The 15,017-nt window shown below is 43.4% G+C and carries 14 protein-coding genes; 11 read left to right on the plus strand and 3 right to left on the minus strand.

The features are described from left to right. Nucleotides 1-42: 42 nt before the first annotated feature. Together rlmM and EL144_RS09200 are read right to left on the minus strand one after the other, a co-directional pair. Nucleotides 43-1,131 carry a 23S rRNA (cytidine(2498)-2'-O)-methyltransferase RlmM gene (gene rlmM / locus EL144_RS09195; protein ID WP_005704051.1) on the minus strand — a complete coding sequence of 363 codons (1,089 nt, stop codon included), beginning with the start codon at nucleotides 1,129-1,131 and terminating at the stop codon, nucleotides 43-45. A gap of 4 nt (nucleotides 1,132-1,135) precedes the next feature. Beyond that, the gene (locus tag EL144_RS09200) at nucleotides 1,136-2,029 is read right to left on the minus strand and encodes a transcriptional regulator GcvA (protein WP_005704049.1); all 894 of its coding nucleotides are present in this window, start codon (nucleotides 2,027-2,029) and stop codon (nucleotides 1,136-1,138) included. 464 nt (nucleotides 2,030-2,493) lie between these two features. Between EL144_RS09200 and EL144_RS09210 the strand changes: the two genes are divergently transcribed. Further along, on the plus strand, nucleotides 2,494-3,513 hold the full coding sequence (locus EL144_RS09210; protein ID WP_005704047.1) for a branched-chain amino acid aminotransferase: 1,020 nt from the start codon (nucleotides 2,494-2,496) through the stop codon (nucleotides 3,511-3,513). Nucleotides 3,514-3,636: 123 nt separating this feature from the next. On the opposite strand, the gene mdh is transcribed toward EL144_RS09210, so the two are convergent. Beyond that, nucleotides 3,637-4,572 (minus strand): malate dehydrogenase, encoded by a 936-nt coding sequence (gene mdh / locus EL144_RS09215; protein ID WP_005704046.1) that lies wholly within the window; start codon nucleotides 4,570-4,572, stop codon nucleotides 3,637-3,639. A 269-nt stretch (nucleotides 4,573-4,841) separates the two neighbouring features. Between mdh and argR the strand changes: the two genes are divergently transcribed. From argR to EL144_RS09265, 10 genes are all read left to right on the plus strand, one after another. Continuing rightward, nucleotides 4,842-5,309 carry a transcriptional regulator ArgR gene (gene argR / locus EL144_RS09220; protein WP_005704045.1) on the plus strand — a complete coding sequence of 156 codons (468 nt, stop codon included), beginning with the start codon at nucleotides 4,842-4,844 and terminating at the stop codon, nucleotides 5,307-5,309. A gap of 18 nt (nucleotides 5,310-5,327) precedes the next feature. Beyond that, on the plus strand, nucleotides 5,328-6,212 hold the full coding sequence (locus EL144_RS09225) for a TIGR01777 family oxidoreductase (RefSeq protein ID WP_005704044.1): 885 nt from the start codon (nucleotides 5,328-5,330) through the stop codon (nucleotides 6,210-6,212). 163 nt (nucleotides 6,213-6,375) lie between these two features. Beyond that, nucleotides 6,376-6,957, plus strand: a complete 582-nt coding sequence (gene rsxA / locus EL144_RS09230) for an electron transport complex subunit RsxA (protein WP_005704042.1) — start codon at nucleotides 6,376-6,378, stop codon at nucleotides 6,955-6,957. Then, a complete protein-coding gene (rsxB, locus tag EL144_RS09235) occupies nucleotides 6,957-7,550 on the plus strand; it encodes an electron transport complex subunit RsxB (protein WP_005700849.1) in 594 nt (197 codons plus the stop codon). Before rsxA ends, rsxB begins: the two co-directional genes overlap by 1 nt. Next, on the plus strand, nucleotides 7,551-10,244 hold the full coding sequence (gene rsxC, locus EL144_RS09240; RefSeq protein WP_050332819.1) for an electron transport complex subunit RsxC: 2,694 nt from the start codon (nucleotides 7,551-7,553) through the stop codon (nucleotides 10,242-10,244). A gap of 10 nt (nucleotides 10,245-10,254) precedes the next feature. Then, complete coding sequence (rsxD, locus tag EL144_RS09245) at nucleotides 10,255-11,334, plus strand: electron transport complex subunit RsxD (protein WP_032995215.1); 1,080 nt, start codon at nucleotides 10,255-10,257, stop codon at nucleotides 11,332-11,334. 10 nt (nucleotides 11,335-11,344) lie between these two features. Next, the gene (gene rsxG / locus EL144_RS09250) at nucleotides 11,345-11,956 is read left to right on the plus strand and encodes an electron transport complex subunit RsxG (protein WP_005704035.1); all 612 of its coding nucleotides are present in this window, start codon (nucleotides 11,345-11,347) and stop codon (nucleotides 11,954-11,956) included. Next, a complete protein-coding gene (locus EL144_RS09255) occupies nucleotides 11,956-12,672 on the plus strand; it encodes an electron transport complex subunit E (protein ID WP_005704034.1) in 717 nt (238 codons plus the stop codon). Before rsxG ends, EL144_RS09255 begins: the two co-directional genes overlap by 1 nt. A 211-nt stretch (nucleotides 12,673-12,883) precedes the next feature. Further along, entirely contained in the window at nucleotides 12,884-13,519 is a 636-nt protein-coding gene (gene nth, locus EL144_RS09260; protein WP_005704033.1) for an endonuclease III, read from the plus strand. A gap of 24 nt (nucleotides 13,520-13,543) precedes the next feature. Beyond that, nucleotides 13,544-14,917, plus strand: coding sequence for a sodium-dependent transporter (locus tag EL144_RS09265; protein WP_005704032.1), 1,374 nt, complete (start codon nucleotides 13,544-13,546; stop codon nucleotides 14,915-14,917). Nucleotides 14,918-15,017 lie beyond the last annotated feature (100 nt).

Consider the following 15,017-nt stretch of genomic DNA (forward strand, 5'->3'; position numbering starts at 1 on the left):
TACAAGGTATTGACGCAAAGTGCGGTAGAAAAAATAAAAATTTTATAACAGACGTAAATACACCGTGATTTCTTCTCGGTCGTGGTACAAATGCTTGGCTTTCAACTGAAATGCTAAGCCGCGTTGCGTCAGCTTATCGGCGATATATTGCAAACATTGCTGTACTTCTGCATAGCGCTTTTTCATCGGCAATTTTAAATTGAAAATCATGCTATGACACCAACCATTCAATAACCACTTGGTCATCAGTTCGGCAATTCGACTTGGTTTTTCCACCATATCACACACCAACCAATCGATTTTCTGTCGTTTTGGCGGTTGAAACTTAAAACCGTCCTCCGCACAATGTTCAATACGACCGGTTTCATGCAGGCTTGCCGCCATTTTACCGTGATCCACTGCATACACAAACAAGCCACGTTTCACCAGTTGATAGGTCCAACCGCCCGGGCAAGCGCCTAGATCAACGGCATACTGATTTTCATTGAGCCATTCCGCTTCTTTTTGACGTGGAATAAAAGTCAAAATGGCTTCTTCCAATTTTAACGTGGACCGACTTGGCGCATCTGCCGGAAATTTTAAGCGCTGAATGCCCATTAAATGGGCAGAATGGTTATGGTTGTAAGAATAACCAACATAACAAGCATTATTACGTAAGAAAAAAAGATGTAAAAACAGACCGCACTTTGCATGATTTGACGCACTCAGCCAGCCCTGTTTTTTTAAGGCTTGACGCAACGGCACCGTAAACTTACGACAAAAACCAAGCAATTCTTTGGCTTCATTGGTATTTGCTGTTTCCACCAACAATTCCGTGCTCTGTTTTAAATCGATTTTATCTGCGATTTGTTGATATTGTTGCACTATCGGCGTAATACGATCTTGCTGCGGTAAATCCGTTAATAAATCGGAAACCGCCAACATTTGACGGGCAAAAATTAATTGTTGAAAATCCAATTCGCGGGCTAAGTAATCCGCTTCGTCTGCCTGGTAGCATTCAAAAATCACATAACCGCTATTTTCTATCACGCGGGCAAAACCAAATACGCCTTTTTCGGCCGCTTTATCGGTGATTTCCGCCGCCATTTCACGTTCAAACCCCATGCGGCAATATAAAGCTAACTTATTCATTTAATTATTTATTTTCTTCCTGGTTCATAGTTTGAATAATCCAAGTTCGGAACGCAATAATACGCTCGTCACTGCTATTATCGAGATGATTCACCACATAAAATGATTTAGGATCACGCAAATTGGTATCAAATACTAAAGCTAAATTGCCGTTATCTAATTCTTGTTGCGCCAATATTCGGTTTGCCAATACAACGCCTTGGGCATGAATGGCAGCTTGTAATGCCATAAAGGTATGACTAAAAATCGGACCTTGTTGAATATTCAACTCATCGCAAAGCAAATAATCTGCCATGTACTGCCAGTTATCACGAGTATGAATATGCAATAGCGTGTGATGTTTCAAATCCTGATAATCATGAATCGGCTTTTCCGCAAGTAATTTCGGCGCGGCCAAAACAAGTAGTTTTTCTTCCACCAAACGATCCACTTGCAAGTTATCCCAATTCCCCCGACCATAATAAATAGCAATGTCGATATCTTGGCTAAGTAGGCCTTCGTCTTGATCTACCCCTTTTAAACGTACTTCAATGTCGGGATGCAATTTATTAAATTCGCTTAAACGCGGTACTAACCATTGAATACCAAAGGTTTGCGGCACACTGATAGTCAAGTGTTTATCAGATTTTAGGGAAAGTAATTTATCAGTAGCTTCTACTAAACGGTGCAGGATTTTTGTAATATCAACATAATAAGCCTTACCGAATTCCGTTAATTCCAAGGCGCGATTTTTCCGTTTAAATAATTCGACGCCTAGAAAATCTTCCAAAATTTTGATTTGATGACTAATTGCCGCTTGGGTAACAAACAACTCATTGGCTGCTTTGGTAAAACTCAAAAATCTAGCGGCAGACTCAAATGCTTTCAGTGAATTTAAAGGTGGCAAACGTTTATACATGTTTTTTCCCAATGAGTAATAATTTAACAATGAATTAAATTCAGATTATTTTTTTTTATAAATCTAATTAAAAAATCTCTTTTGTCTATCACGACACTTCTCCATAAAATGAGACCATACTTAAGAAGCTGTATTTCTTATTGGTTAAGATTTTCGGATTAAGTATGATGTTGTGTTTGCATATTGTTTGGAATTTCCAAGCAAAGTAACGAAAGTTACTATTTTCATTTCCTGTATATTCGGCTTTTTCGCCAAACACCGCTTCCACAAAGAGCGGTGTTTTTTATAGAAAATTTTATCATAGTTATCCGCTTATTTCTTGCTTCAGCTCACAAAACTCAAAAAACAACGCCTCTCTTATTCCCAAAATTCATTTTATTCTTCTCATTAAAATATTTTAAATCCTTAGAGAATGGTGTAGATTAAAAATCACTTAAATCACAATATAGTTATAAGGAAAAACCATGTCAGACTTACTTGATTGGAAAAATCTCGGATTTAGTTATATCAAAACAGATTATCGTTTTATCGCCCGCTGGAAAGACGGCAAATGGGATAGCGGTGAATTAACCACTGACAGCACATTGCACATTCACGAAGGGTCCACTGCACTGCATTATGGTCAGCAATGTTTCGAGGGTTTAAAAGCCTACCGTTGCAAAGACGGTTCGATTAACCTTTTCCGCCCGGATCAAAACGCGAAACGTATGCAAAACACGTGCGATCGCCTGTTAATGCCACAAGTGCCGACAGAATTATTTATTCGAGCGTGTAAAGAAGTGGTCAAAGCCAATGATCGTTGGGTTGCCCCTTACGGCACCGGTGCTACACTTTATCTTCGACCATTCGTTATCGGCGTAGGAGAAAATATTGGCGTACGCCCTGCACCGGAATATATTTTCTGTGTTTTCTGTTGCCCGGTAGGCGCCTATTTCAAAGGCGGCATGAAACCGTCCAATTTCTTGGTAACTGATTATGACCGCGCTGCACCACACGGTACCGGTGGCGTTAAGGTTGGTGGAAACTATGCCGCAAGTTTATTACCACACGAACTTGCCGCAGAACGCAAATTTGCCGATGCCATTTATCTTGATCCGAAAACCCACACAAAAATTGAAGAAGTGGGTGCAGCAAACTTTTTCGGCATAACTCATGATAACAAATTCATCACGCCACTTTCTCCATCCATTTTGCCAAGTATCACCAAATACTCATTGCTCTATTTAGCAAAAGAACGCTTGGGCATGGAAACCATTGAAGGTGACGTATATATCAACGAATTAGATCAATTCGCCGAAGCCGGAGCGTGCGGAACTGCTGCAGTTATTTCACCTATCGGCGGCATTCAATATGGCGATGACTTCCACGTTTTCTATTCAGAAACTGAAGTTGGTCCAATCACCAAACGCCTTTACGACGAGCTCACCGGCATTCAATTCGGTGATATAGAGGCGCCTGAAGGCTGGATTGTAAAAGTGGATTAATTTCTGCTTTCCAAAGTATACAAAGTATAAAAGTGCGGTCAAATTCGACCGCACTTTTTGTTTGTATCCTATAAAAAATCCCCACAACCTCAGGGCTACGGGGATTTTTTATTTTTGGCTGAATTATGGATTAACGAATTTTTCGCCTAATTCAATATCTGCACGCAATGTCGGCAACATCGCATCTAAGGCTTGTTGCTCGAAAGCGCTAAGTTTGCCGATCGGCAGGATTTCTTCCACACCTTCTTTACCAAAGCGAACCGGTTGGGCAAAGAAGCGGGCGTATTTGCCATCGCCTTCTACATAGCTACATTCAACCACAGTTTCACCTTGTAATCCGCGTACCACAGCATTCGCAAAACGAGCTGCAGCCTGTGCCATGGACAAGGTTGCAGAACCGCCACCAGCTTTAGCATTCACCACTTCGGTACCAGCGTTTTGAATACGCTTGGTTAACGGTTCGATTTCTTCCTCTTTCCATTCAACATATTGCACTTGAGATAATAAAGGTAGAATAGTTACACCAGAATGACCGCCGATCACTGGCACTGCGGTACGGTATGCATTTAGACCTTTTAACTCGGAAACAAAAGTTTCGGAACGAAGCACATCGAGTGTGGTCACACCGAATAATTTACGTTTATCGTACACACCGGCTTTTTTCAACACTTCAGCAGCAATAGCCACAGTAGTATTTACCGGATTGGTGATAATACCGATACAAGCTTTCGGGCAGGTTACAGCAATTTTTTCAATTAAATTACGCACGATGCCAGCGTTAATATTGAATAGATCTGAACGATCCATACCCGGTTTACGCGCTACACCGGCAGAAATTAATACCACGTCCGCGCCTTTTAGCGCAGGAATCGGATCTTCACCGGCAAAACCCTCCACTTTGACAGCGGTCGGAATGTGGCTGACATCCGCAGCAACACCGGGGGTAACAGGGGCAATATCATACAATGATAATTCGGAGCCTGCCGGTAACTGTAATTTTAACAACAGCGCTAATGCTTGACCGATACCGCCTGCGGCACCTAATACTGCAACTTTCATTGAGTTCTCCTTAATATAATTAAAAATGGGTAGTAAAAAATCTAAAGAAGATTGTACGATTATCGACAGGTAAATTCAAACCCGCAAATGCAAATGTGAGATCTCACTCAAATTTTTAATTGATCTTTACATTGAAGGGGACAAGACTGAGTAATAAAAAAACATTATTTTTTCTGACCGCACTTTGCAAAGCCTAAATAATAATTATTTGCCAAATCTGCTATTTTTATGCAAAATTTCTGCATCTAAATCAAACAAGAGAAGAAATCATGTTAAATGACACTGCGGACAATTTAACCAAAACTTTCCGAGATTTACTGCGTCAAGAAAAATTCGGTTCACAAAGCGAGATCGTCACCGAATTGCAAAAACTCGGTTTTCATACCATTAACCAATCCAAAGTTTCTCGTATGTTGAGTAAATTTGGTGCCGTTCGCACCCGCAACACGCGAATGGAAATGGTCTATTGTCTGCCAAGCGATTTAAGCGTACCAAACACCGGTAGCTCATTAAAAGATTTGGTGTTAGATATTGATCATAACGACATGCTTATCGTCATTCGTACCAGTCCCGGTGCAGCACAATTAATCGCCCGCTTATTAGATTCAGTCAGCAAAAAAGAAGGCATTTTGGGCAATATTGCCGGCGACGATACAATTTTCGTTACACCAACCAAAGGCACGAATATCAAAACTCTCTTAGAAAGAATTCAGCAATTATTTGATAATTCACTTTAATTTTATCGGAGGAATATTATGAAAATTCTTATAACCGGTGCTACCGGCTTTATCGGAACCGCATTAATTCCTCAACTACTCTCTCAAAATCACCAAATCACCGCACTGGTGCGCAATATTGAAAAAGCGCAACAGCAACTCCCCCATGTGGTTGAACTGATCAATACGCTGGATTATTTTCAGCATTTTAATCAATTTGACGCGGTGATTAATTTGGCCGGTGAGCCGATTTTCGACCGTCGTTGGACGAACAAACAAAAAGTGCGGTTAGAATCCAGCCGTATTTCTTTAACGGAAAAACTGACACAACTCATCAACCAAAGCGATGAACCGCCGGTCTGTTTTATTTCCGGCTCGGCAACCGGCTACTACGGAGATTGCGGAGAACAGTCCATTGATGAAAACACCTCTCCCGCCAATAATTTTGCCGCCCAACTTTGCCAACATTGGGAAGCCGCCGCGTTAAAAGCTAACACACGCGTCTGCGTTGTTCGTACCGGTTTAGTACTAGCCCGCCAAGGTGGGGCGCTAGCTAAAATGTTGCCGTTATATCGCTGCGGTCTTGGAGGCAAACTAGGTTCCGGTCAACAATATTGGGGCTGGATTTCCTTAACGGACATGGTAAACGGCATTTTATTTTTATTGGAAAACGTTGCCTGCAATGGTCCTTTCAATTTTGCTGCACCACACGCCGTGCGTAATACCAAATTCAATAAAATATTGGGCATCATTCTCAAACGCCCGCATTTCGCCACCGTACCGGCCTTCCTACTCAAATTCATGCTCGGTGAACGCGCCTGCTTATTGCTCGACAGCCAAAAATTGATTCCACAAAATCTCCTCGCCCATGGCTTCCAATTTCAACACCTTGATCTCTCCCAATGTTTAGTGGAAGAAGTCTAATTCACTCAAAAAAATCAACCACACTTTCAAAATACACTTTTCGGTGGATAAAAAAGTGCGGTAGTTTTTGGTAAAATTTGTTCATAATTTGCACTTATTTTTTTATTGTTCTTAAAGACGGAAATAGCGATAATATACGGCTTACGCAAACGAATCGAACTCTATGACACATTATATTTTACTGATCATTGGCACGGCGCTGATTAACAACTTTGTGTTGGTCAAATTCCTCGGGCTTTGCCCGTTTATGGGTGTTTCCAAAAAAATTGAAACCGCAATCGGTATGGGGCTAGCAACGAACTTTGTACTGACTGTGGCGGCGCTTTGTTCCTATTTAGTAGATCACTATATTCTCGCCCCGTTAAATGCAACCTTTTTGCGCACTTTAGTCTTTATTTTAGTGATTGCCGTGGTAGTGCAGTTTACCGAAATGGTCATCAATAAAACCAGCCCGACGTTATATCGCTTATTGGGCATTTTCTTACCATTAATTACCACCAACTGCGCCGTGTTAGGCGTGGCGTTATTAAACGTCAACCTCGCTCATAATTTAACGGAATCCGTGGCTTATGGATTCGGTGCATCGGCAGGTTTTGCGTTGGTATTGGTGTTATTTGCCGCCTTGCGTGAACGTTTAGTTGCCGCCAGTGTACCAATGCCGTTTCGCGGCGCCTCCATTGCCTTAATTACGGCGGGGTTAATGTCGCTTGCTTTCATGGGCTTTACCGGGTTGGTAAAACTATAATGACCACGTTCTACTATGTTCTCCTTGCCATTGTTGTACTCGCATTGATTTTCGGTGCGATTTTGGGATTTGCGTCAGTAAAGTTGAAGGTCGAGGCAGATCCTATCGTAGAGAAAATCGACGCTATTTTGCCACAAAGCCAATGCGGTCAATGTGGTTACCCCGGGTGTAAACCCTACGCAGAAGCCATCGCTAACGGTGATGTGATTACCAAATGTATTCCGGGCGGCAGACCGACGGTCATCAAAATCGCCGAATTACTTGGTGTTGAACCGCCGGAAACAGAAGATTTAGCAGAAGATCCTGCCCCGAAAGTCGCGTTTATTCACGAGGATATGTGTATCGGCTGTACCAAGTGTATTCAAGCCTGTCCGGTAGATGCGATTATTGGTAGCAACAAAGCTATGCACACTATTATTCCCGATTTATGTACCGGCTGCGAACTTTGCGTTGCGCCTTGCCCAACTAGTTGTATTTCCATGATTAAAGTAGAAAAAAATATTGATACCTGGGATTGGAAATTTGATCCTAATTTAGTGATTCCGATTGTTGATACCACATCGGCCGAGAAAAAAATTGTGGTGGGCAAATAAATGGCTGATGTATTAACCCGTTTCAATAGTGGCAAACTTTGGGAATTCGACGGTGGCATTCACCCGCCGGACATGAAATCCCAATCCAACAAGAAGCCGATCTCTACTCTGCCGTTACCACAAGATTTCTATGTGCCAATTAAACAACATACGGGAAGTGCCGGAAGTGTATTGGTAAAACGTGGTGATCATGTGCTAAAAGGTCAACCGCTCACACAAGGTGACGGTCTGAGTTCCCTGCCTGTTCATGCACCGACCTCCGGCACGGTAATTGATGTGTTCCCCTATGTTGCCGCACATCCATCCGGCTTGCCCGAGATTAGCGTGCACATTAAAGCCGATGGTTTGGATCAGTGGCGTGAGCAAAACCCAATGGACGATTTTCTCACCCAAACACCGGAACAATTAGTCGAAAAAATTTATCAGGCAGGCATTGCAGGCCTTGGCGGCGCCGTATTCCCAACGGCGGCCAAAATTCATTCGGCAGAAAAACAAGTTAAGTTACTGATTATCAATGGCGCAGAATGTGAGCCTTACATCACCTGTGACGATCGTTTAATGCGTGATTATGCCGATGAAATTATTGAAGGCATACGAATTATTCGTTACATTTTACGCCCTGAAAAAGTGGTGATTGCCGTAGAAGACAATAAACTTGAAGCCGTGTCGGCCTTAGAACGCGCATTACATGGCGCCAATGATATTGAAATCCGTATAATCCCGACCAAATACCCGTCCGGCGCCGCTAAACAATTAATCCAAGTGCTGACCGGCATGGAAGTGCCGAGCGGTCAGCGTTCTTCCAGCATTGGCGTGCTCATGCAAAACGTAGGAACCGCCTTTGCGGTAAAACGCGCCGTCATTAACGATGAGCCGCTCATTGAACGCGTGGTCACCCTCACCGGTGATAAAATTCCACACAAAGGCAATTATTGGGCGCGTTTCGGCACGCCGATTTATCATTTATTGCAACAAGCGGATTATCAATATGATGAGCGCTTTCCCGTCTTTATGGGGGGCCCGATGATGGGCTTTATTCTGCCTGATTTAAATGCGCCGTTAACAAAAGTCAGCAACTGTTTATTAGCACCGGATCATTTTGAATACGCACCACCGGAAGAAGAAAAAAGCTGTATCCGTTGTTCCGCCTGCTCCGACGCTTGCCCGGTGAAACTCATGCCGCAACAACTTTATTGGTTTGCCCGCAGTGAAGATCACGAAAAAGCGGAAGAATATTCATTAAAAGATTGTATTGAATGCGGTATTTGCGCCTATGTTTGCCCAAGCCACATTCCACTTATTCAATATTTCCGTCAAGAAAAAGCGAAAATTTGGGAAATCAAACACAAAGCCAAATTGGCGGAAGAAGCAAAAATTCGCTTTGAACAACGTCAAGCCCGTTTAGAACGAGAAGAACAAGAACGGAAACAACGCTCGCAACGTGCCGCTGCAGCACGCCGAGAAGAACTCGCGCAACAAAACGGCGAGGATCCGGTTGCCGCCGCATTGGAACGCTTAAAAGCGAAAAAAGCCGAAACACCTAAGATCGATCAAAGTGAAGTGAAAACTATCGTTGATGAAAAAGGACAAGTACTGCCGGATAACAGCGACATCATGGCGCAACGCAAAGCCCGTCGATTAGCCCGTCAGGCAGAACATTCATCCTCTCAGGAAACAGAAAAAACATCTGACAACAAGCAAGGCTTTTTGAACGTTGGCGTTGCCAACGGTTCCGAAGAAGAGAGCAAATCTTCAGGATTTACAAGTACAAAAACGACCACACTTGAAGATAAAAAAGCGGCTGTGGCGGCTGCCCTTGCCCGTGCAAAAGCCAAAAAAGTCGCACAGCAAGGCGCACCCACAACCACTATCGAGCCTAAAACGATAGAAAGTGCGGTGAAAAACGCCGATGAAAATACAGTGGAAACGGATCCACGCAAAGCTGCCATTGCCGCGGCTATCGCTCGCGCAAAAGAGAAGAAAGCAGCGCAACAAGACGAATCCGTAGCATCAGCCGAGCCTAAAACCACAGAAAGTGCGGTTGACAAAAAACAACGTTTTTTGAACGTTGGCTCTGCCAACGGCCCCGAAGGGGTGAATAAGCGAACAAGTGAGCTTATGAATAAAAACTCTGATGAAAATACAGCGGAAACGGATCCACGCAAAGCCGCCATTGCCGCGGCTATCGCTCGTGCGAAAGCTAAGAAAGCGGCAAAACAAGACGAATCCGTAGCATCAGCCGAGCCTAAAACCACAGAAAGTGCGGTTGACAAAAAACAACGTTTTTTGAACGTTGGCTCTGCCAACGGCCCCGAAGGGGTGAATAAGCGAACAAGTGAGCTTATGAATAAAAACTCTGATGAAAATACAGCGGAAGCCGATCCACGCAAAGCCGCCATTGCCGCGGCTATCGCTCGTGCTAAAGCGAAGAAAGCGGCGCAACAAGACGAATCCGTAACATCAGCCGAGCCTAAAACCACAGAAAGTGCGGTTGACAAAAAACAACGTTTTTTGAACGTTGGCTCTGCCAACGGCCCCGAAGGGGTTAATAAGCGAACAAGTGAGCTTATGAATAAAAACGCCGATGAAAATACAGCGGAAACGGATCCACGCAAAGCTGCCATTGCCGCCGCTATCGCTCGTGCGAAAGCCAAGAAAGCGGCGCAGCAAGCTCAACAAAATGAACAGCATTAAGGAACAATAAATGTTTAAGATGATAAGCTCACCTCATACCCATTCGGGAAAGCTCACCATGCGAATTATGCTTTGGGTGATGTTTGCCATGCTTCCTGCAATTGGACTGCAGGTGTACTACTTTGGCTTTGGTGTGCTTATTCAATCTGCATTGGCAATCAGTTTTGCTTTGGCGTTGGAATTATTGGTGACATTTTTGCGTAAAAAATCAACTTTTGCTTACATTTCCGATTTTAGCGTAATTTTGACCGCACTTATTCTCGCCGTGGCCATTCCGCCTTATGCGCCTTATTGGATCATTCTCATCGGCACATTTTGCGCGGTGATTTTAGGCAAACATGTTTATGGCGGCTTGGGACAAAATCCCTTCAATCCTGCTATGGTAGGGTATGTGGTGCTGCTCACGTCGTTCCCGTTACAAATGACAACGTGGATGCCGGCCATTCAACTTTTAGCGGAACCACCAACCTTTGCCGATGCCTCTCAACTGATTTTTAGCGGTTTAACCACCGATGGTTTCAGCTTGCACCAATTAACCGCTTCTATTGACGGTATTACACAAGCCACGCCGCTAGATACCGGCAAGTTATTTTATTCTACCCTCGCTTCGGATAGCAACATTGATGTGGCTTATTACGACTTAGTGAAATTACCGATTTTCATGCAAAACGGTTGGGAGCTTGCACATGGTTGGTGGCAAATTAACTTGGCCTTTTTGCTTGGTGGAATCTTTCTAATTCTAAAAAAAGTCATTCACTGGCACATTCCCGTCGCCATGTTAGGCAGTTTTGCCGTATTGAGTCTTTTAACCGAATTATTTTCAAGTAGCGGGCACTTAAGCACGGTGAGCCAATTATTTAGTGGCGCCATGATGTTCGGTGCGTTTTTTATTGCCACCGATCCTGTTACCGCCTCCATCACACCTCGTGGCAAACTGGTGTTCGGCGCCTTAGTGGGAAGCCTGTTGTATTTAATCCGTTTTCACGGCAATTATCCTGATGGGGTGGCTTTTGCCGTGTTGCTTAGCAACATTTGCGTGCCGTTAATTGACCATTACACCCGTCCGCGCGTTGCCGGCCATCGGAAATAAGGACTCAGCCATGCAAACCATAAAAATCACCTCAAGATCCGGTATGTTGTTGGCGTTCGTGGCATTCTGTTGCACGGCAATTTCCAGCGGCGTTTATTTCTTAACCAAAGATAAAATCGAACAAGTTATGATCGCACAACAGCGTGAACTATTGTTGCAAGTCATTCCGCAGGACTATTTTACTAACGATTTAACTCAAGATTGCTATGTCCCGAAAACCGAGGCATTGCAAAACGTGGATATTCAAAAAATCTGTATGGCAAAAAAAGACGGCGATATCACCGCTTATGCTTTTGAGAGCGTGGCACATGACGGCTATTCCGGCGATATTCGTATTTTAGTGGGTATGAAACCGGACGGCGAAGTGCTCGGCGTGCGCATTACCGAGCACCATGAAACGCCCGGCTTGGGTGATAAAATCGAAACCCGCATTTCCGACTGGATTTTAGGTTTTGATCATCAAGTAATTAAGCAAGATAATTTAACGGAATGGGCAGTGAAGAAAGACGGCGGCAAGTTCGACCAATTCACCGGTGCAACAATCACCCCTCGCGCCGTGGTAAACCAAGTGAGACGTTCAGCACTTGCTATGTTGGGTAATTTACCGAAAGAGAAAGAATAATGGATAAAGTAAACGACATCACAGAAGTAACCGCAGATGGTCAATCTACCGAAAATAAAAGTGCGGTAAATATTTCAAATGAAAAAAGCATTTGGAAAACCATTTTCGTTCAAGGCATTTGGACCAACAACTCCACGGTGGTGCAACTTCTTGGCTTGTGCCCGTTACTTGCCGTTTCTAACACCGCCACTAATGCCCTTGGTTTAGGCTTGGCCACCATGCTGGTGCTAACCTGTACAAATACGGTGGTGTCCATTTTCCGTAAACATATCCCAAACGAAATTCGGATTCCGATTTATGTCATGATCATTGCGACCACCGTGACCGTGGTGCAATTATTGATGAACGCCTATACCTATCAGCTTTATCAATCGCTCGGTATTTTTATTCCGCTTATCGTCACCAACTGTATCGTTATTGGTCGCGCGGAAGCTTTTGCCTCCAAAAACAGCATTTCCCATTCCGCATTTGACGGTTTCTCTATGGGGTTAGGCATGTTGCTTGGCTTAGTTGCCCTCGGCGGTATCCGCGAAATCATCGGTAACGGCACATTATTCGACGGCATTGAAAACTTACTGGGTGATTGGGCGAAATTCATGCGAATTGAGTTTTTCCATAACGACAGTAATCTGCTACTTGCCATTCTTCCACCAGGAGCGTTTATTGGACTGGCATTGTTATTAGCCTTAAAAAACATCATAGATACAAAAAAGTAGTTTAAAAATAAATAATGCTCAGATAATTCGTCCCCATCTAATTTGCCTGAGCGACTGAGAATTTTTAGGAAAATTTAGCTTGTTTAAGCAACCTAGTTGCGAGTTCTAAATTTTCCGTAAAGAAAATTCTAACCAAGCTCAGACAAGCAAATTAGCTTGGGGTGTGTTTTTTGCTACTTTTTTGCACAAGCAAAAAAGTAGAAGGAAAAGTATGAATAAAGAAAAAAGAATTGAGATTCTAAAACGTCTGCGTGCCGCCAATCCGCACCCAACAACAGAACTGAATTTCAACTCGCCCTTTGAATTATTAATTGCGGTAATTTTATCGGCGCAAGCTACCGATAAAGGTGTGAATAAAGCGACGGATAAACTATTTCCCGTCGCCAATACACCACAAGCGATTTTGGCATTGGGCGTGGATGGCTTAAAGGAATACATCAAAACCATTGGGCTATTTAACAGCAAAGCCGAAAATATCATCAAAACCTGCCGTGACTTAATTGAAAAACACAACGGCGAAGTACCAGAAGATCGTGCAGCATTGGAAGCCCTTGCAGGCGTAGGACGAAAAACTGCCAATGTGGTATTAAATACGGCATTTGGGCACCCGACTATCGCCGTGGATACCCATATTTTTCGCGTATGTAACCGTAGCGGTTTTGCTCCCGGCAAAGATGTGGTGAAGGTGGAAGAAAAATTGATTAAAGTCGTTCCTGCCGAATTTAAAGTGGATGTACACCACTGGTTAATTTTACATGGGCGATACACTTGTGTAGCGCGCAAACCGCGCTGCGGTGCGTGCATAATTGAAGACTTGTGCGAATATAAAGAAAAAACCGACTATTAAAATTTGAGAAATACAGGAAAACTTATGACAACAAAAAAACCGGAACGACAAACGTGGTCTAGTCGTTTAACTTATGTGCTTACCGTTGCCGGCGCAACCGTGGGTTTCGGCGCAACTTGGCGCTTCCCCTATTTGGTGGGAGAAAATGGTGGTGGTGCTTATGTATTGCTATTTTGCATTGCCATGATTGTCATCGGCATTCCTATGATTTTAGTGGAAAATGTTATCGGCCGTCGTTTACGTGTTAACTCCATTGATGCCTTCGGCGATAAAATCTTAGATAAAGGCAAAGGTATTTCCAAATATTGGAAAGTATTCGGTTATATGGGGCTGCTCGGTGCCTTCGGAATCATGGCCTATTATATGGTGCTTGGTGGTTGGGTAATTACCTATATCGTAAATCTCATCAACGGCACTCTCGATATTTCCACGCCTATCACCAAAGACGTCGCAAAAAATTTCTACGATTTACACATCAGCAACAGCCCGTTTGAAATCATTATTTACACTGGTCTTTTCGTATTCGTCAATTACATTATCCTCGCCAAAGGCATTATCGGTGGCATTGAGCGTTCAGTGAAATACTTAATGCCATTGCTGTTTATTTTCTTAATTGGCATGGTCATTCGTAATGTGACGTTGCCCGGAGCTATGGAAGGTATCACTTTCTACCTCAAACCGGATTTTTCCAAAATCACCCCGAAATTATTTGTTTTTGTGTTAGGGCAAGTGTTCTTCGCCTTAAGTCTAGGTTTTGGCGTGCTAATCACCCTTTCTAGCTATTTAAATAAAGAAGAAAATCTAATTCAAACCGCCGTCATCACCGGTTTCACTAATACTATTATCGCCGTATTGGCGGGCTTTATGATTTTCCCGTCATTGTTCACCTTCGGTATTGAACCGAATACCGGCCCAACCCTAGTGTTCCAAAGCCTGCCGATTGTGTTCTCCCATTTATGGGCGGGTAAATTCTTTGCGATTATCTTCTTCGGCTTATTACTTATCGCAGCCTTAACCACATCTATTACGATCTACGAGGTGCTTATCACCGCGTTGCAAGAAAAACTCAGAATGCGCCGTAGTAAAGCCATTATCTTGACTCTTAGTGGCATCTTCCTCTTAGGTAACGTGCCCGCAATTCTCGGTGACAACCTATGGAAAGACGTTACCTTCTTCGGTAAAAGTATTTTTGATACCTTTGATTTTGTCAGTGGCAACATTCTGTTCATGCTCACCGCGCTTGGTTGCGCGATTTTCGTAGGATTTGTGTTAAAAGACGACGCCAAAAAAGAACTGTCCCCAACACCTAATTCCACCTTTACCAAAGTTTGGTTTAACTATGTGAAATTTGTGGTGCCATTTATTATTTTGGTGATTTTTATTAGCAACCTGATTTAACGAAAAAGTGCGGTGAAAATTCACCGCACTTTTTTCTTTTATCATGGCTAAAACAACGTTAACACCCTGCTGGCGCGCGTCTCCCGACGCGTGCCTTTTT

The organism is Aggregatibacter aphrophilus ATCC 33389, from assembly GCF_900636915.1.
GTDB lineage: Bacteria > Pseudomonadota > Gammaproteobacteria > Enterobacterales > Pasteurellaceae > Aggregatibacter > Aggregatibacter aphrophilus.